Source organism: Microcoleus sp. OTE_8_concoct_300 (assembly GCF_031383065.1).
Taxonomy (GTDB): Bacteria; Cyanobacteriota; Cyanobacteriia; order Cyanobacteriales; family Microcoleaceae; genus Microcoleus.
Genome location: NZ_JANMZH010000492.1, coordinates 1 through 19,081, shown reverse-complemented (window position 1 = coordinate 19,081; position 19,081 = coordinate 1). Strand labels below are relative to the sequence as shown.

General features: G+C 47.6%; 15 protein-coding genes. 9 read left to right on the top strand and 6 right to left on the bottom strand.

Features of this window, described 5'->3' with window-relative positions; translation table 11 throughout:
- On the top strand, positions 1 to 1,591 hold a 1,591-nt coding region (locus ACUVJL_RS22240), incomplete at its 5' end, for an iron uptake porin (protein ID WP_445247821.1).
- A gap of 693 nt (positions 1,592 to 2,284) precedes the next feature.
- On the opposite strand, the gene ACUVJL_RS22235 is transcribed toward ACUVJL_RS22240, so the two are convergent.
- Positions 2,285 to 5,629, bottom strand: a complete 3,345-nt coding sequence (locus ACUVJL_RS22235) for a PAS domain S-box protein (protein WP_445247820.1) — start codon at positions 5,627 to 5,629, stop codon at positions 2,285 to 2,287.
- Between the two features lie 409 nt (positions 5,630 to 6,038).
- Positions 6,039 to 6,698 (bottom strand): HAD family hydrolase, encoded by a 660-nt coding sequence (locus tag ACUVJL_RS22230; protein WP_445247819.1) that lies wholly within the window; start codon positions 6,696 to 6,698, stop codon positions 6,039 to 6,041.
- Between the two features lie 111 nt (positions 6,699 to 6,809).
- Between ACUVJL_RS22230 and ACUVJL_RS22225 the strand changes: the two genes are divergently transcribed.
- From ACUVJL_RS22225 to ACUVJL_RS22210, 4 genes are all read left to right on the top strand, one after another.
- Positions 6,810 to 7,595 (top strand): Uma2 family endonuclease, encoded by a 786-nt coding sequence (locus tag ACUVJL_RS22225; protein WP_445247818.1) that lies wholly within the window; start codon positions 6,810 to 6,812, stop codon positions 7,593 to 7,595.
- 293 nt (positions 7,596 to 7,888) lie between these two features.
- Positions 7,889 to 9,697 carry an aspartate kinase gene (locus ACUVJL_RS22220; RefSeq protein ID WP_445247817.1) on the top strand — a complete coding sequence of 603 codons (1,809 nt, stop codon included), beginning with the start codon at positions 7,889 to 7,891 and terminating at the stop codon, positions 9,695 to 9,697.
- Between the two features lie 235 nt (positions 9,698 to 9,932).
- Positions 9,933 to 10,343, top strand: a complete 411-nt coding sequence (locus ACUVJL_RS22215) for a hypothetical protein (protein WP_445247816.1) — start codon at positions 9,933 to 9,935, stop codon at positions 10,341 to 10,343.
- Positions 10,344 to 10,770: 427 nt separating this feature from the next.
- Positions 10,771 to 11,154 (top strand): hypothetical protein, encoded by a 384-nt coding sequence (locus tag ACUVJL_RS22210; protein ID WP_445247815.1) that lies wholly within the window; start codon positions 10,771 to 10,773, stop codon positions 11,152 to 11,154.
- A gap of 57 nt (positions 11,155 to 11,211) precedes the next feature.
- On the opposite strand, the gene ACUVJL_RS22205 is transcribed toward ACUVJL_RS22210, so the two are convergent.
- Positions 11,212 to 12,174 carry a DNA cytosine methyltransferase gene (locus tag ACUVJL_RS22205; RefSeq protein ID WP_445247814.1) on the bottom strand — a complete coding sequence of 321 codons (963 nt, stop codon included), beginning with the start codon at positions 12,172 to 12,174 and terminating at the stop codon, positions 11,212 to 11,214.
- 261 nt (positions 12,175 to 12,435) lie between these two features.
- Between ACUVJL_RS22205 and ACUVJL_RS22200 the strand changes: the two genes are divergently transcribed.
- Entirely contained in the window at positions 12,436 to 12,819 is a 384-nt protein-coding gene (locus tag ACUVJL_RS22200) for a DUF4346 domain-containing protein (protein WP_445247813.1), read from the top strand.
- Positions 12,820 to 12,878: 59 nt separating this feature from the next.
- Here the strand turns inward: ACUVJL_RS22200 and psb32 are convergent, their stop codons facing one another.
- Positions 12,879 to 13,601: a photosystem II repair protein Psb32 gene (gene psb32, locus ACUVJL_RS22195; protein WP_445247812.1), complete on the bottom strand. Its 723-nt coding sequence runs from the start codon at positions 13,599 to 13,601 to the stop codon at positions 12,879 to 12,881.
- Positions 13,602 to 13,733: 132 nt separating this feature from the next.
- Here psb32 and ACUVJL_RS22190 point away from each other — a divergent pair, with 132 nt between their 5' ends.
- On the top strand, positions 13,734 to 13,964 hold the full coding sequence (locus ACUVJL_RS22190; protein ID WP_332958004.1) for a hypothetical protein: 231 nt from the start codon (positions 13,734 to 13,736) through the stop codon (positions 13,962 to 13,964).
- 202 nt (positions 13,965 to 14,166) lie between these two features.
- On the opposite strand, the gene ACUVJL_RS22185 is transcribed toward ACUVJL_RS22190, so the two are convergent.
- Positions 14,167 to 14,904: an NADPH-dependent FMN reductase gene (locus tag ACUVJL_RS22185; protein WP_445247811.1), complete on the bottom strand. Its 738-nt coding sequence runs from the start codon at positions 14,902 to 14,904 to the stop codon at positions 14,167 to 14,169.
- A gap of 136 nt (positions 14,905 to 15,040) precedes the next feature.
- Between ACUVJL_RS22185 and ftsH the strand changes: the two genes are divergently transcribed.
- Positions 15,041 to 16,978, top strand: coding sequence for an ATP-dependent zinc metalloprotease FtsH (gene ftsH / locus ACUVJL_RS22180; protein WP_445247810.1), 1,938 nt, complete (start codon positions 15,041 to 15,043; stop codon positions 16,976 to 16,978).
- Positions 16,979 to 17,407: 429 nt separating this feature from the next.
- Here ftsH and ACUVJL_RS22175 read toward each other — a convergent pair whose 3' ends face one another.
- On the bottom strand, positions 17,408 to 17,962 hold the full coding sequence (locus ACUVJL_RS22175) for a M23 family metallopeptidase (protein WP_445247822.1): 555 nt from the start codon (positions 17,960 to 17,962) through the stop codon (positions 17,408 to 17,410).
- Between the two features lie 351 nt (positions 17,963 to 18,313).
- On the opposite strand from ACUVJL_RS22175, the gene ACUVJL_RS22170 reads away from it, so the two are divergent.
- Positions 18,314 to 18,694 (top strand): hypothetical protein, encoded by a 381-nt coding sequence (locus ACUVJL_RS22170; RefSeq protein ID WP_333136265.1) that lies wholly within the window; start codon positions 18,314 to 18,316, stop codon positions 18,692 to 18,694.
- Positions 18,695 to 19,081 lie beyond the last annotated feature (387 nt).

Sequence of the window (19,081 nt, the reverse complement as noted above, 5' to 3'; positions counted from 1 at the left end):
ACAAGTCACCTCTGTTTCCCAACTGTCCGACGTGCGGCCGACAGATTGGGCTTTTGGCGCCTTGCAATCCCTAGTAGAAAGATACGGCTGCATTGCGGGATATCCAGACGGCACATTCCGAGGCAATCGGGCAATGACTCGCTACGAATTTGCCGCCGGATTAAATGCTTGCTTGGATCAAATTACCAAACAAATTAGCGGTTCTACTGGTAATTTAGTCAGCCGAGAAGATTTAGCATCTCTGCAAAAACTGCAAGAAGAATTTGCGGCCGAATTAGCTACATTGCGCGGTCGAGTAGATGCTTTAGAAGCTCGAACAGCCGAATTGGAAGCCAACCAATTTTCAACTACTACTAAACTAAACGGATTTGCTTGGTTTAACCTGACTGGAGCTTTTGCGGGCGAGCGAGTCCGAGTTGAAGCAATAAATGGAAAAGCTGCTGGGCTCGATCGAGTAGCCGGACGCGATCCTGTCACCAACAGACCGATCGTGCAGAAAGTTGACGACCCAGAAATCACTTTCAGCCAGTTAGTTTGGTTGACTCTCACTACTTCCTTTACAGGGAAAGACGAATTGATTACACAGCTAGCTGTAGGTAACGGCAATTCCCCAGCCAATCAGTATACTTCAACAGGTCTATTCAATACCTTTGGCACTCCTTTTCTCGATCAAACTGCGGGAGTAAATCCCAATGAAGTTGTCCTGAGGGAACTTTCCTATCGGTTCCCGCTTAGCAAAAGCTTGCAAGTAGTAGTCGGGCCGAGGATTAATTTCTACCGCTACTTTGACAACAATAGGTTTAACTTTTTCGTGAACGGTGTCAGCAGCTTTGATTCTAACAACAGCCCTTTGTTAAGCGCTACCAAACGCGGTGCCGGTGCTTTGGTTTTGTGGGATATCGGCCGCGCATTGAAACTGCGTTTTGGCTATTTGGGCGAGAGTACGGAATTTTTGCCGAATTCCGTGTTTAATTCCGCTTCCAATCCGTCTCAAGGCTTGTTTGGCGGCACGAATACGACGACAGCAGAATTAACATTCAGTCCGAGCGATCGGGCTAATTTGCGCTTTCTGTACAGCCGTTCCAACATCCAGCAAATCGGTGGCTTAATTGGATCTCCTAACAGCATGCCGTTGACCGGTGTGGCAGATGACGGTTTCGGCGGCCGCCTGGGAAATGCGACTGCGAATACTTATAGTTTCAATTTCGATTGGTTAGTCACTCCCCGCTTTGGTCTTTTCGGCCGCTACGGCTATGCCGAAACCAATATATTTCCCAAGACTAACCGACCCGACGGCACGATCAAAAATCAATCTTATCAGTTAGGACTTGCATTTCCAGATTTGTTCAAAGAAGGAGCTTTGCTTACGGTGTCATTTGTAGTACCTTTTGACTTTACTGGCGGTCGGAGGTTTCTGGTTTCTGGCGGAGGGAATGGCGGCACGCAGTACGACATTGAGGCAGCTTATTATTTGCCTCTCACCGACCATATTTCGATCGTGCCAGCATTTTATGCGATCGGCAATGCCAATAATTTCGATAACAACCCGACAATTTTTGTGGGCAATTTGCGGACGCAGTTTAGTTTTTAACTAAATTAGGGCTGACTTGAACATAATTATATAGCAATCCTCAATGAGTCATAAATTTTTTACCCCATCCCAACCCTCCCCCCAGGTTCGGGGAGGAAGTAAGAAATTCACAAATCATTTAGGATTGCTATAGTATTTTTCAGTTGAGTCAGGTACACATTAATAATGGGTAATGGGGTGCTGAGTGTAGATTACCTGACTCAGTTGAAAACTGCTATATGTAAGGTACGCCTGAAACACCTTACCGCGTTAGGGTAGAGTGTCATATCAATTCCGGTTGCATCATTGGGCGTCAAATCCAATCAACAGTCAACAATCACGGATGGATGGTGCCACCGAAATTTATATAATTCATCTGCGTTAATTTGTGTTGCATCTGCCCTCATCTGCGGTCAAAAAAAGAGAATTTATCCAACCGCAGATGACAAGGGATTGACGCTGATGCACGCAGATGAATAGAAGAGAGATAGGAATAATTCCGCTGCTTACAGATTTGATATCAAACCACTTGTTGCCTATCCGGTTTCATACCAAATCCGGCTTAAATACCCCGTTTATTTCTTAGTCAGTCTGGACTCTGACTTCGATTGGGTACGAGCGCTTTCAACCAGTCTTATCAAGGGGTGTTTAAAGCGGATTTGGATAAACACCCATCATATCAATCATGATATCCTGATTACCAGCGTCCTGATGTCAACGAATTGGAATTTCGATGATAAATTCAGTGCCTTGACCGGGTTCGGAGAGGCACTGCAACTTGCCGTTGTGTTTTTCAACGACAATTTGGTGCGAAATTGATAAACCCAAACCTGTGCCTTTGCCTACGGGTTTCGTGGTAAAAAACGGGTCAAACAAACGCACGATCTGATCTTGGGAAATGCCCGAACCGTTGTCTTTAATCCGAATGCAAATGCACTTGTCATCAATGGTTTCTGTGTGAATCGTAATAGTAGGACAGGTAGAATTTGCGGTGTCTTTTGCTTGGCTGCTGCTTTCTTCCAAGGCGTCGATCGCATTTGCCAATACATTCATAAATACCTGGTTTAACAGTCCGGGATGACAGTTTATTTCCGGCAGTTCTCCGTATTCTTTAATCACTTTAATGCCCTGCCAGTTAGCCTTGGCTTTCAGCCTGCTGTTCAACATTAACAAGGTACTTTCTAAACCTTCGTGAATGTCGGCTGTCTTGATTTTCGCTTCGTCAGCCCGCGAGAAATTGCGCAGTGTTTGAATAATTTCTACAATTCGCTCGCATCCTGTATGCATCGAATTGAGCAATTTTGGCAGGTCTTCTGCTAGAAATTCTAAGTCTATATCATCGGCTTGTTGCTGAATTTTGGCTGGGGAATTTGGGTACTCTTCTCGATAGGCTTGCACGATTTCTAACAAGTCGAGAACGTAGCCTCGGACGTGGCAGAGGTTGCCAGCGACAAAGCCAACTGGGTTGTTAATTTCGTGGGCAATTCCTGCTAGCACCTGTCCGAGGGAAGACATTTTTTCGGTTTGTACTAACTGCATTTGAGTTTGCTGTAATTCGTGCAAAGCTGTTTGCAGTTCTTGGGATTTTTGGTGGTCGCGAGCGGCGGCGGCGGCCCGTTCTTCCTCGACTCCGATCGCCCCAGCAATAATTCCGATCAGCTTGCAGTCGGCTTCTGTGGGCGCGATCGGGTCGGTGTAGAGAACGCACATCGCACCCACGTAATTGTCGCCCTGGCGCACTGCTTGTCCCAGATAGCTTCGCAGTTGGTAGCGGATGACAGCGGGATCGATTTGGCCGTAGATCGTGTTCTGCAAGTCAGGAAGGGCGACAGCCCGATCGCTTCCTTTCCTGCATACGTCGGTGCAGATGTGGCCCTCGGCGCGATCGACCAGCGGGTAGTCCGGCGGCACTTGCCAAGTCCCGATCGCGCGCAGCAGACCGTCACCGACGCGGCTGTAGATGGCGCAGCTTCCCCCCAAAAGCTCGCCTGCTAAAGATGTCAGGCGCTGGATGTTGTCAGCGGCGTCGGTGGTGAATCCCAAAAAGCACTCGTTGATTTTGCTGAGGCGGTACTCTGCTTGCCTGCGCGCCGTCATGTCGCGGGAGTTGATCACTATTCCGTTCACAGCGGGGTCTGCTAGCAAGTTGATGCCGACGCCTTCGAGAAAACACCAAGAACCGTCAGCGCGCCGGAACCGACCTTCTACGGCGATCGGAACGCCTGGATTTGCGATCAGTTTTTCGCCCTCGGAAATCACCGAGGCAAGGTCGTCAGGGTGGATGAAATCGAGAGCAATTTGACGAGCGAGTTCCTGTGGTTCGTAGCCCAAAACTCTTTCTACAGAAGGGCTTTCGTAAACAATGCTACCGCGATCGTCAAGAATAGTAATGATGTCGGAACTGTTGAGAATCAGCGATCGCCACTTAGCCTCATTTTGCAATAAAGCTGACTGGGCTTGTTTGCGATCGGTAATATCCTCTACCATTTCCAAAATAAACTGTGGCGTTCCCTGACTGCTGTCGATGACAGAGGCGCTGAGGCGTGCCCACCTGATGCTGCCGTCTTGGCGGAGGTAGCGCTTCTCGATTTGGTAAGCTTCGCATTCGCTGGCGGCCAACTGTTGGCGCAACTGGCGATCGGCTTCTACGTCTTCCGGGTGCGCGCATTCCTCGAGGTCCATACCCCGCAGTTGAGCTTCCGAGAGCCCCAGCATAGCTTGAAATGCCGGATTAGTGGCGATCGCCATACCTTCGAGGGTAGCGACTACCATGCCGATGGCAGCGCGTTCAAAAATTGCCCGAAACCGCTGTTCGCTGTCTCGCAAAGCTGCATCCGCTTCCACTTCCTGGGTGATGTCCCGCCCAGCGACTGCCAAACCTTTGCGCGAACCGTCGGGGTTGAACAGCGGCACTTTCCGCACTTCAAACAAATTGCTGCCGCCTGTGGGCAAGGGGACACTTTGGCGGCTGGAGGTGAGGGTGCCGGCTTGCCAGGTTGTTTCGTCGGTTTCCTGCCAAGTTAGCAGGATTTTTCTGACTCTCGGATCGGCGGTGGCAGCGAGTTCGGCAGTAGTTTTGCCCTGGTAGTCTGCTGTTTCCCAGCCCAAAAGTTGGAGGGCGTAGTCGTTGGCAATTAGCCAGCGCCCCTCGCTGTCTGTGAGGTTGATCGCGTCGGGCACGGCGTTGATCGCGGTTTTCAGCCAGTATTCTTGATTTCGCAGGGCTGCTTCGGCTTCTTTGCGGGCGGCGATTTCGGCGACGGTTCCTTCGTAGTAAAGGAGCTCGCCGCCTTCGTTGCGGACTTCGCGCACGTTTTCCGAGATCCAGGTAGTGCTGCCGTCTTTGCGGCGGACGCAGGACTCAAACTCTTTCATGGAGCCATTTTTGCTGATTTCTGCAATGAAGGAAGCGCGGCGGGCGCGATCGGTGTAAAGGTTTTTTGCCGAACATTTTGCCATCAGTTCTGACGGGGAATCGTAGCCGTACATTCGGGCGAGTGCCTGGTTGGCGCTGAGGTAGCGCCCGTCTGGGGCGGTTTGAAATATGCCTTCGGTGGCGTTTTCAAAGATGCTGCGGTATTTTGCCTCGGCTTGTTTGAGGGCTTCTTCTGCTTGGAAGCGATCCGTGATATCAGATTGGACGCCGATGAAGTGGGTGACGAGCCCGCTGCTGTCGCGCACGGGCGAGATGGCGAGTTCGTTCCAGAAGGCGGTGCCGTCTTTGCGGTAGTTTTTCAGAACTACTTTGCAGTCGTGTTGTTCTTTCATGGCCACGCGGATTTTATCGACGGCAGCGCCATCGGTATCCGGGCCTTGCAGGAAGCGACAGTTCTGCCCGATTATTTCGCTGCGATCGTAGCCTGTAATCCTCTCGAAAGCCAGGTTGCAGTAGACTATGGGCTTGTCCGGGCGGGTAGCGTCCGCGATCGCGATGCCGTTGCTGATAGCTGCCAGCGCGCGATCGTACAGCCGAAATACTTCTTCTATTAAATTCGGTGCATTGCCACCAGTGCGAGTCGGCGATAGCGTTTCAGAAGGAATGCTTATATCGATCTGCATGAGTTTCTATAGATTGAGTTTATTTTCGATCCAGACTGGCAGCAGACCCTAGATTTTAACAGAATTGCCCTGTTTTCCCAAGGCAGAAGTTAGAAGGCTATCATGCAGAATTTTGGCTGTAAATTCTACCTAAAAAAAATCTGACCTCCATCGTTTTTTTTCCTTCTGCCTTGTGCCTTGTGCCTTCTGCCTTCACATGAATCCTACTTGTTAATTTATAATAGCTGTTGTCGCAATAACTCTATCTTTGGTATGGTTTACTTTGCCGGGTTTAGGCGGCTTACAGGTTCGCGCATTTATTTTTTCACTTAAATTAATTTAATAGAGCGTCCGCCTCTATTGAAATATTTTTAATTAAAGACTTTTGAGTTAAATGATTCCAACTATTCTCAAAAAAAGCTAGAAAAAATTAATTTTTAACTAGCGCAGCAAGTTCGGAAATATCGTCGATCGCGAAATTCGGTTCTAGGGCGAGACACTGAGCGCGATCGCCATATCCGTAAGCCGCCCAACAAACATCTATCCCAGCATTTTTAGCAAACAGCAAATCAACCGCTGTATCGCCAACCATTAAAACTTGACTGTTATCCAATTCCGGAAACAGCGGTTTAATAATCGAGTGAAAAACAGCCGGATTTGGTTTCGGGACTATTTCTCCGTTATCACCTAAAATTAAATCAAAAAAACTGTGGATTATCAATTTTTTTAGTAACGAATTAACAAAACTTACCTGTTTGTTGCTGAAAACTCCCAGGCTCAATCCCGACTTGCTCACCAACTGCAATATTTGCTTTGTCCCGGGAAATAAATCTACCTGCTTTTCACCTTCAGTCCGATAATAAGAGCGGTAAGTTTCCACCCATTCGGGAATTGCGCTTTCCTCGATCGCCGGATGCAGGATTTTAAAAGTATTTGGTAAATTGATGCCAATCGTACCTATAATAGTATCAGCAGCAGGCGGGATAATCTGGAAATTTTCAAAGGTTTTGGTAAAGCAATATATAATAGCTTTGTGAGTAATTGCTAAAGTGCCGTCGAAGTCAAAAATAATTAACTTGTACTGACTCATATTCCTTAAAAAAATCTATATAGCAACCGGAGGTTTCCTATGACATAATAGCATTATTACTCTCTAACTCACCAATTATAAGTATAATTTTTCAACATTCAAGAGGTCAACATGAGTGTCACCGAAAAACCCGAAATTATAGCAACAGATTTCCCAGACCACACTCAATTACCAGACTCCGACGGTACTTTTGTGAAAAATTTTCAAGAACACCCTCAAAGCATCCTGTTAACAACGTCTGTTCGACCCATTTTAGATCGACTTCATCCCGACGGACAATACTGCATCGGTCAAGATTCTGGTATTTATTGGCGAGTGGCTCAGCCCCCGGAACCGCCAGAAAGAGGAGCCGAAGCGCCTGATTGGTTTTACGTACCCGACGTGTCGCCAACTATTGACGGAAATCTTCGCCGCTCCTATGTAATGTGGCGGGAATTAATGCCGCCGCTAATTGTACTGGAATTTGTGTCGGGAGATGGCAGTGAAGAAAGAGATAGGACTCCTCGCCAGGGCAAATTCTGGATTTACGAGCGGATAATTCGACCTGCTTTTTATGGCATTTATGAAGTCAAAAAGGCACAAGTTGAAGTGTATCATTTGGTAGAAGATAGATTTGAGTTACTGCCGGAAAATCAGCGCGGACATTACAAAATCGAGCCAATGGGATTGGAATTAGGCATTTGGCAAGGGGTTTATCAGGGTGTAGAACTGCCTTGGCTGCGCTGGTGGGATGCCTCTGGGAATTTGCTGCTGGCTGCTGATGAACGGGTAGAACAAGCGGAATTCGCCGCCGAACGAGCGGAATTTGCCGCTGAACGAGAACGACAAAGGCGCATAGAAGCTGAATTGCGAATTCAAGCTTTAGAAGCGCGTTTGCGAGAGTTAGAAGGCGAGTAATTCGATTTTAGATTTTAGATTTTAGATTTTAGATTGCGGATGACTGATGATTATCGGGGTTAGGTTCTTCATAAGTCATTCGCAATTATTCAATTCTTCAATCAAAAATCTAAATTCCCATCAGTCGCAGGTTCCGGTAGGGACACGGCAATTCAGTGTCCCTAGGAATATCATGTGCTGTAAAAACCCGATCGGCTAGCAGGCTCCTCAGAAACGATATAAACATTCATCGGTCAAGAGCGAAAATTTGCGTATATTAGCTTAAGTATTGCATCACTTTTTGTGTAAGTCCTATGGCACTAATTGTTCAGAAATATGGCGGAACCTCGGTTGGCACGGTCGATCGCATTCTAGAAGTAGCCCGACGAGTTGTAAAAACAGCACAGCTCGGCAACTCTCTGGTTGTCGTACTTTCGGCAATGGGCAAAACCACCGACGGTTTAGTTAAACTCGCCAAGGAAATTTCCCCAAATCCCAACAAGCGGGAAATGGATATGTTGCTTTCCACTGGGGAACAAGTCTCGATCGCACTTTTGAGCATGGCATTGCAGGAAATGGGACAGCCCGCAATTTCCCTCACCGGCGCCCAAGTTGGCATTGTCACCGAAGCCGCCCACACCCGCGCCCGGATTTTGCGAATCGACCCGAATCGGCTCGAAACCCAGTTAAAAAGCGGTAAAGTCGTTGTGGTTGCGGGCTTCCAAGGTATCGCCGATGCCGGAGAATTGGAAATTACCACCTTGGGGCGTGGCGGTTCCGACACAACAGCAGTTGCCCTCGCCGCAGCGCTAGGGGCCGACAGGTGCGAAATTTATACCGACGTGCCCGGAATTTTGACTACAGATCCGCGCTTGGTTGCCGACGCCCAATTGATGGACGAAATCACTTGCGACGAAATGCTGGAATTGGCGAGTTTGGGCGCAAAAGTGCTGCACCCGCGCGCGGTAGAAATTGCCAAGAATTACGGCGTGCCGCTGGTAGTGCTTTCTAGCTGGAGTGACGCCCCCGGTACGCGGGTAGTGTCCCCACCCCCGCAACCTCGGCCTTTGGAGGGCTTGGAGCTCGCAAAAGCGGTGGATGCGGTGGAATTTGATTTAGATCAGGCAGGGGTGTCGCTGCTGCGTTTGCCCGATCGCCCGGGAGTAGCAGCGCGGTTATTCGGTGCGATCGCCCAACAAAACCTCGATGTAGACTTAATTATCCAGTCAATTCATGAAGGAAATACTAACGATATTGCCTTCACAGTGACGCGAAAATCTCTCCAACAAGCCACCGCCGTTGCAGATGCAATTATTCCCACCCTCGGCAAGAATTCTCGCCCAGAATTGGGAGAACCGGAAGTGAAAGCAGAAGAGCGGCCCATAGCTAAAGTTAGCATTGCGGGTGCGGGAATGATCGGCCGTCCAAGGGTAGCGGCGCAGATGTTTAAGACTTTAGCGGATGCGGGAATTAACATTCAAATGATTTCTACATCCGAGGTGAAAGTTAGTTGTGCGATCGATGCCGAAGATTGCGATCGGGCCGTTGCCGAACTCTGCAAAGCCTTTGATGTCGCCAACTCCCCTGTTGGGCTGCATTCATCATCCCACAAACCGCCCGCAGTCCGCGCCGTTGCGTTGGATCTCAATCAAGCGCGTTTAGCAATTCGCCAATTGCCCGATCGACCCGGAGTAGCAGCACAACTGTTCGGACTTTTAGCCGAGGAAAATATCAGCGTAGACACGATCATTCAGTCGCAGCGCTGCCACAATATCGACGGCATCTTAACTCGCGACATTGCATTTACCATAGCACAAATTGACGCCGAAGCTGCTAAAAACACCCTCGAAAAAGCCGCCCCAGAATTCGGATGGGGCGAAGTAGCAGTCGATACAGAAATTGCCAAAGTTAGTGTTGTCGGTTCCGGGATGGTAGCCAATCCGGGAGTAGCCGCAAGGATGTTTGAAGCGCTTTCTCGGCAGCAAATCAACATTCAAATGATTGCAACTTCCGAGATTAAAATTAGCTGCGTTGTGGATGAGGAACAAGGCGTAACTGCTTTGAAGGCAATTCACGCAGCCTTTGAACTTGCCGGGACTGAAAAAATCCAAGTTCCCGCCTAATACTTGTTTGTCGTTGCGCTTGGGCGCCGGCCGGGACTCAAGCGCAACTACAAGCTTCAAAAGTTCATAGGACTTATGCACTCCGACCAAAGAAACCGGGTTTTTCCAAAAAATCCGGTTTATTTTGGCTGGAATGTGCGTATTTTCTGCCCTCAAACCCGGTTTCTCGTCCTCGATGCGTGAGTTCTAAATGTGTTAGCATAAAAAGAGCGATCGACTTAATGAATTTAATCTTATGACTCTAGCAAAGGAACAAACTACCGATAGCAGTAGCAACAGCGGTTTATCGAATTTCCGCATCACTGTCGAACGTCTGCTGGAACTTTTAGATTTAGAACAAGAGGATGAGTACGGGATTTTGAGACCGACTGAGTATGCTTTCAGAACAGCGATGAAATTGATTGTAGAAACCTATGATATTTTGGGTGATAATTTTCCTAAAGCATCCACTGGTACAGACGATCTAGGTAGTATCAGACTTGCTTGGCAAAATGTGAATGCCGATCGGAGAGTACGCTTGTTCTGCCCGCATAATGCTGATGAGAAAGCTTACATTTATCATCAAAAGTGTGAGGAGTATGGCTCGGAAGATATTACTTCAGCAGCAACCTTAGCCCATTGGCTAGAGTGGTTTAATAAGGTATGACCGATAAATATTCTCGGAGGGAATCAGATGTAGTCATGAATATCTAAGGATTCATTACAGTGGCAAGTAAAATACCAGGTAGCTCCTATATTTCTTGTAAAACACTCTTATAAGTGTGAAAACGTGCTATAATATCTATTATTCGTAGACTTGGCCGGCTTTTTTTTTAAGCCTCACCACTAAGAATCGACTTTCCGCTTAATACAAATGAAACAATTCTATACTCAGGAGTTCCTCCCAGCCAGGAACTCCTTTTTTTTGCCTCGTTTCTAAAGCAGAGCTTGTTCCTAAATACAGCGCTTTGCATCTAAATGGAGTACACCCCTCCGCAACCCTCCCTGAAGTTCGGGGAGGGTGCCCGATAGGGCGGGTGGGGTGAATGTACTTCACTCAATTGGAATCTGCTGTATGTTATCACTAACGACTTATGAGTACGAAAAATCACTTCAATTCTTTACCTGACAGTGCTATTGTCTATAGAGCTTTACTCCGCCGACAATGGATTGACGAAGCAAACTTAGTTGTATTTTCCGCTTATTTACTACGGCCCAACGATCGGGGTTTATCGGTAACAATTGCCAGTGTTTGTTCGCCAGAACAATGTGCAGCAAAATTCACAAATTGTTTGGGAGTTGCTAGTCTGCAAGTAGGACAAATTCGTGAATTAGGTTTAGATGCAGTACGTGATTCAGCATTCCACGCTGAGATTTTCGGTTTACCTCAGGTGAAAGATGATCGAGACAAAGCTGAAAGATTGGCAGATTTGTTAGCACAGCGATCCAGCATCGTATGGCAACCTTCGCAAACATAGCTTAGCAAGTTGTCCGATCAAATCCGGGTTAAAAACCCCTGATAATGCTGGGCGGTTTCAACCGCCCAGTATTTCTTTGGCGATCGCCTCCACCACCGGAACACAAACCGAATTGCCAATTTGCTTGTAACTTTCCCCTGCACTAGGATAACTCTTAAAATCTTCAGGAAAACCCATAAGACGGTAACATTCCTTCAGCGTCAACTTTCTCACAATATCTTGCTCAGGAATGTAGATAAAAAACCTGCCCGATGTTTCTTGCGAAGGAATTGTCGGATGCACTCCATCTACCGAATAAATGCGATTGGGCTGCCTGTGAACTCTCGATAAATGTTCTGTATTCGGCCTCACGCCAGTTTTCCAAGTACCTTTATTTCTGTAACCTACAAACAAAAGTCCCGAATCTTGCTTTCTCGGAGACTCAATTAAAGTATACTCGGATTTATCCAATATTTCAAAATCCCCTGTCTCGTCTAGAAATTCCCTGAGTTTTGGAGTCAACTGGGTTTTAAGCCGAGAAAAATTGAATAGTTTACCTTGAGTTGCAATAATAAATATTCTTTCACGATGTTGAGGAATTCCAAAGTCTTTAGCATTCAGCATTTTGTAATTCACGCTGTATCCCAAATCTTCAAGACTGGCAATAATTACTTTTAAGGTATTTCCCTTGTCGTGATGGATTAAGTGCTTGACATTTTCGAGAACGATAACTTTAGGCTGCTTGATTTTGATAATTTTACAAATCTCGAAAAATAGCGTGCCTCTAGTATCTTCAAAACCGAGCTTTTTGCCGCAGATGCTAAAAGGTTGGCACGGAAACCCGGCGACTAAAATATCAAAGTCTGCTAAATCGGCGGGATTGATGTTGCTGATGTCGGCAAAAGGAACTTCACCGAAATTTCTTGTGTAAACTTCTCGGCATTTGCTGTTAATTTCGCATGAAAAAACGCATTCAAAGCCAACTTTTTCAAAACCTTGCCTGAAACCTCCTATTCCGGAAAACAAATCTATAAATTTCATCTATAATTTAATACTAAATCTTACTCACGCCAATCCTAACATATTTTGTTTCTCTCTCTTCTTTCACTCTGCGTTCTCTGCGCTCTCTGCGGTTCAGAATACTAATTTAAACAAAAACCCCGCGCCGGACAGGGCATTGCCGTGTCTACAGATCTTGCCTAGAATGTCGATCGTCCAAAAACTCCCAAACTTGTCCCGCAGCCGACTAAACTAGAAATAGCAGAACAAATCACAGCTATTGTCTACTTTCTTTCACCAACCATGAGTCAAACCTTGGAAAATCTGACCGCAATCGATGACAAGCTATCCAAACGCCACCTTGACCTCGATCCCGGCGGCTACTTCATCATTTATCTCGATCGCGAAACCAGCTTAATCTGTGCCAAACATTTCACCAACATCATCGACGATCGAGGCCTCGCCGTCGATCCCGAAACTGGTAAACCCATCCCCGCCCGCGGCAAAGTAGAACGCACCCAATCCACACTTTTTACTGGCAGAACCGCCAAAGAACTTTGTGTCAGAATCCTAGAAGAAACCCGCCCCAGCCCGGTGACAATGTTAGATCACGCGGCTTATCTGGGACGGGAATTTGTACGGGCAGAGATTGCATTGTTGAGCGATCGAGAATACGTTCAAGATTAGTGCAGCCCTGCCATATTTTCTTGACAAAACGGCAACTGATCGGATGCAAGCAGCACCGATTACGAAAAGCCTTGATACCAGAAATAAGTCACCATCGGAATCACTGTCGCCAATACCAACAGCACAACCACAACAACTGTGGCATTGCCTTGGTCTGTTTCTTCAGCTTTTTTAAACGTGCCTTCAACTTGAATGTTGTCAACAACTTTAGGAGCACCCGGATCCGGTTCGCCCGACAAAACAGTTGCAATGCGCGTACTTGCACCCGCAAATGCCTCGTTGTATTTATTGCCTTCCCGCAGCGGCACTTGCACGGTTTCCCCAGCCACACTCTGGGCAATTTCATCGGTTAGCAGGGATTTCACCCCTTCCCCCGTCCGAATTGCCGCACTGTTGGTAACAGTGTCGAGAACGAGTAAAATTTGGTTAGTCTGGTCTTCTTTTGTCGGAAACCACTGTTCAAACAGTTGGTCGGTGAAAGTGGCAGTCGTTTCGCCGTAGTCTAAGCGGTGGATGGTGACAAACCTGACTTGTTTCCCTGTGTTGTTTTCCAGGTTGTCGAGCACGCTGCTGATATTGCTTTCGCTGCTGCGGCTGAGCACGTCGCCTTTGTCGAACACCCAAGTTCGATCGCCCGCCGACAACACCGGCATTTCGTACACGCCAGTCGCCAATGCCGGCAATACCGCCATCTGGGATGCGATTAGGGCGATCGCGATCGCCGCCGCCAAAGGTTGGAGATATTTTCTCCAGCTAAATAATTGCTTCCGGAGTCTAGTCATGAGGTTAACCGTAAAACTGACTTTTTTCCAAAAATACTATAGAAACCCCCGTAAAATTCATTTTATGCAGGGCAATATTTACAATTAGCTCGCCAGTGGAACTCCCCGCCCGATTATTTTAGGATTCTAACTATGGAACCAGCAGACACTTATAAAGGTTGGATTATTCAATCCCAGAAAGTCTTCTACGTCGAGGTTTGGGATAGCCGTGGCAACCGCCACGTCGCCGTCCAAAATGCCAAGACAGAGGAGGAAGCTTTGGAATTGGCCAAAAAGTGGATTGAGAAATATGAGTCAAAACCTGGAAGAATGTCGATCGACGTACCCCATCCTTTCGGAGACATGATCGATATGCCATTTTAACTCTGTTGACTGTTGACTGTTGACTGTTGGCTGTTGACTGTTAACTGTTGACTGTTGACTGTTGACTGTTGACTGTTAAAATTACAGCTTGTAGGGTGCTCTGCTAGAGACAAAACCTCTTCAAATCGAGAAATTAGGGAGAAAGGACGCACCCAAAGACTATGCCAGTTGCGTCCCGGACTACATTTGTCAGGAGATACAATTACGAAATTCCTCGCAATTTCCGCGTATTTTCTACTAAACTCCGAGCAAATTCGTCGAACCTTTCAGACAGTTTTTCATCCAACAATTTACCATCAGGACTAAAAGCTTTCCAAGCTTGTCCGATCGCAATTTGTTCGGGAATTACCCAAGCGTGCACCCATCTCAAAATCACCCGCAAATCGTTGAGTGCGTTGCTGTTAACTTGCCCTCCCAAAACGCTAATCGCACCCGCAACCTTCCCGTCCAAATGCTCGAAACTCATCAAATCCAGGGCATTCTTGAGAGAACCGCTGACGCTACCGTGATACTCCGGCGTTGCCAAAATCAAGCCGTCGGCTTGCTTAACCGCATTCTGCAGCTTGTCCACATCCGGGTAATCGATATAATCATTCTCGCCGTCGCAGAAGGGCAGCTTGAGCGATCGCAAATCCAATATTTCAACTTCCGCGCCTAGGGCCTGGGCCCTTTCTGCTACCACCTTCAACGCTAACTGGCTGTAAGACCCAGCCCGCAAACTTCCACCAATGCCGACAATTTTTACCATAAAACTTAAAAACAATAACTGCTTAACTAAAGCGTAGTCATTACGAGTATGATTAAGATAGCAAGTTCGATCGGCACCTGTCAAGTCAACTGGACGATGTAGAAGATAGAAGGAAGAACAGAAGGTTATGGGTAGGGACGGGTGAGTGCTCCGGGGCCCGCTGACGGGAAAACAGACTCGGATCGTTGACAACCGGCTATTTTGAGGAGTCTTTTGAGATGCCAGCGACAGATCAACCCATTCAACACCCACCATTTTGTTAAAATAAATAAAGGTAGCAAACCAAAAGCGGTCAATATTGGCACTCTTCAACCTTGGGCAAAGCAATATGAAAAATTCTTGGAAACACGCATGGCTGGGGCATCTAGCTGTAAACAAAGACAAATCGATCCCGCAGAATCCTAAAAAATCAATTCCAGGACGGAATCTTTGGCGCATCCTGGGCAGTTTGGTGATTTCTCAAGGAATATTGCTCTCGACCCCGGTGTTTGCCGACAGCGCGCCAAACACCATGAGTTACAGCCAACTGATCGAGAACATAGACAAAGGGCAAGTCACTAAAATCGAAGTAGACGAAATCCAAAGAACTGCCAAAGTTACGCTAAAAAATCAAAAAAACGCTCCCGCCCAATCAGTTACTCTCTTCGACTACAACAACCGAGAACTGTACTCGCAAATCCGCGCCAAAAAGATTGACTTTGAAGTCAAACAAACAGCCGACAACGCCGCCGCAGTCAGTTTAGTCCTAAACTTGCTAGTGATTTTTGCTGTGTTGGCAGTGTTGATGGCAATCCTGCGCCGATCGACCCAATCTCAAGGAAATGCCATGAACTTCGGCAAATCCAGAGCCCGTTTCCAAATGGAAGCCAAAACCGGCGTGATGTTCGACGACGTAGCAGGAATCGAAGAAGCTAAAGAAGAACTTCAAGAAGTCGTAACTTTCCTCAAAAAACCCGAACGCTTCAACGCCATCGGCGCCAAAATTCCCAGAGGAGTTCTGTTAATCGGGCCTCCGGGAACCGGTAAAACAATGCTGGCAAAAGCCATCGCAGGCGAAGCAGCCGTCCCCTTCTTCAGTATCTCGGGTTCGGAATTTGTCGAAATGTTTGTCGGAGTCGGGGCCTCCCGCGTCCGCGACTTGTTCCGCAAAGCTAAAGAAAATTCGCCCTGCATCGTCTTCATCGACGAAATAGACGCCGTAGGAAGGCAGCGCGGCGCTGGTATCGGCGGCGGCAACGACGAACGCGAACAAACTCTCAACCAGTTGCTGACAGAAATGGACGGCTTTGAGGGTAACAGCGGCGTGATTGTGATTGCAGCTACCAACCGCCCCGACGTACTCGATACCGCCCTGCTGCGGCCCGGCAGGTTCGATCGGCAAGTAACGGTAGATTTGCCCAGTTACAAAGGGCGTTTAGGGATTTTGCAAGTTCACGCGCGCAACAAAAAACTCGACCCAGAAGTTGCCCTCGACACGATCGCCCGCCGCACTCCCGGCTTTTCCGGCGCTGACTTGGCAAACTTGCTCAACGAAGCAGCCATTCTCACCGCGAGGCGTCGTAAAGACACGATTACTAACTTAGAAGTTCACGACGCGATCGACCGGATCACGATCGGGCTTACCCTTAACCCACTGCTCGACAGCAAGAAAAAGTGGATGGTAGCATACCACGAAATCGGACACGCCCTAGTCGGGACGATGCTCAAAAATACTGACCCAATAGATAAAGTGACAATTATCCCCCGTTCCGGCGGCATCGCAGGCTTTGTTAGCTATGTGTACGACGACGAAATGATCGACAGCGAAGGTTTGATGAGTCGGGCTTGGCTGTTAAGCCGGATTACAGTAGCTTTGGGGGGAAGGGCGGCGGAGGCTGAAATTTACGGCGATGCCGAAGTAACTCTGGGTGCCAGCGACGATATCAAACAAGTCAGCAGCCTAGCTAGGAAGATGGTAACGCTTTATGGAATGTCGGATTTGGGGCCTGTGGCTTTAGAAAGTCAGAATAATGAGGTGTTTTTGGGGCAGAACTGGAATTCGCGATCGGAGTATTCCGAAGACATGGCAATCAAGATCGATCGGCAAGTCCGGGAAATTGCCTTTGACTGCTACGAAGAAGCTCGCCGGATTATCCGCGAAAACCGCGCTTTGGTAGACAAACTTGTCGAAGCGCTGTTGGATGAAGAAACGATCGAGGGCGACGAATTCCGCGAAATTGTCGAGCGGTACACCGAGTTGACTAAAAAAGAGTTAGCTCCAACGTAAAGAGTCATTAGTCATTGGTCATGAGTCATTAGTTATTCAAGTTTGTAGTGAGGACTTTATTCCTCTTTCTCGAAAAAATAAGGACTTTAGTCCTTACTACAAACCAATAAAAATGACTACTATAGCCTTTCTCAGTAACATGAGGTGCTCTCGCGGCCTCCGTGGCCTGGTGTGGCCTCCGTAGGCATGGGCATAGGACTTGCCCCCATACCTCACCACGCGATCGAACCGCTATAACTAATGACTAATGACTACTAACTAATGACTAATAGACCTCTTGCAAAAGTCCTTTTCATAAATTTATTGGACGGGCAAGATGCCCATCCCACAAGAAAAAATAATTCTTGTGGGATGGGCATCTTGCCCGTCCTAGTTATTTTTGCAAGAGGTCTAATGACTAATGACTAATGACTACTAACTAATGACCAATTAAGATTGTTGGGAGTACATTTCCCGCAATACCAAAGCCGGGTCTACCCAGCGACCATCGTACTTCAATCCCCAGTGCAGGTGAGGGCCGGTCGTGCGCCCGGTCATCCCAACTCTGGCAATTCTCGCACCGGCCGGCACAGCTTGACCCTGCCAAATTTGCAGTCCGCCTTCGCGATCGATATAATAACGTCCGCCGTTAGCTGTTTCCACCCGACCTCTGAGGTGACAGTAGATGTGTTCCCAATTTCCCGATCGCACCACCATACCAGTGCCGCACCGGCCATCTTCCCAAACTTCCACAATTTGCCCGCCCCACCAATTGCGGATATAGCTGCCTTCCGGGGCGGCCAAGTCCAAACCGTAATGAAAATCCCCGCCACGGGGGCCGAAGGGGGAACTGTAGGCTTCAAAATTTTCGACGGGAAAAGAAGCTTCTTGCCACAAATTACCCGTCGCTACTCTCCTTGGTAAGCCTGACTGAGCTTGGACTACCTGCTGCTGCAAATAAGGGCTGATCAAAACAATGCCGATCGAAAGTGCCAGCAGCAGCATCTGTCTGGGACGAAAAAAGCGTTTTCCCGTCAGCGGGCCTCTAGAGTCTTGCACGATTTTTTTCACGGCTGAAAATTGAATGTATTTGCGGGTGTGCGTTGCCCAAGCCAATTCGCTGCAAGATTGCCTCGTCAGCTCTACCCGCCAAACGAATCAGTTGACCAACGTGTATCTTACTGCATACAGAGCTGGTGTCAAGGCTTCGGGTTAAATGCTACGGGTATCCGAAAGTAATTGAGCCCAGGAATTTCTGCTGGGCTTGAATTCGATCGAGCTTTTGTTTGACACTATAGTTAGTTCGCGGATTTTGGATGCCGTCTGAAATCTCCAATTCATCACCAACATCAAGCAATGCTTACTGAAATTTTTCCCTTTAGTTTTGCCATAGACGCAACTGCGATCGCCGGTGCGTCTTTGTGGTCTTTGGCCCTCTATTGGGGCCTGTCGCCCCTCACAGAATGGGTAATCCTGCAACTCAACCGCTGGATGAATTTTGCTGAGAGATCCCTCTACACCTCGGAAGCCGAGTTTGAAAGAACCCGCGAAGCCAGAGAAGCTCAAAATGCCTTTTACGCTTCGCTGTTGAGCATTGTGCCCTTTTTGATTGCGGGCGGATTGTGCAATTGGGGCGTAGAATTTTCTCTGGGTACTGGTTGGGCGGTATCTATGGGTACGATCGCCTGTATTGGCGGCGGCGTTTACGAACTCGGCCGCCGAGACGGTCAATCTTAGGCGATTTTAGATTTTGGATTTTGGATTTTGGATTGGGATTGCTCAAGAGATTCGGGGATTTTCCAGCCTCTAGAATGGATGATAATCTCAAATCCAAAACTCCAAGTCTCAAATAAATTTGACCTTATAATGTTAATGGATTTGTGAGAGATCTTTTTTTTATGAACCGCAGAGGGCGCAGAGGACACAGAGAGAGAGAATAAAAGAGAAAGGAATAGAAGAGAATAGATAATGTTCATATTTCTTCTAAGGACTGAAAAATAAATAACTTGATGAATTACTAAGTTTGAGGTACGGCTCTATAGTTCCATTTTGGCAAGTATTCATCAAAAGTAATTTGCATAGTTTTTTTAAAATTATCAGCTACCTTTCGACCAATTTTATAGA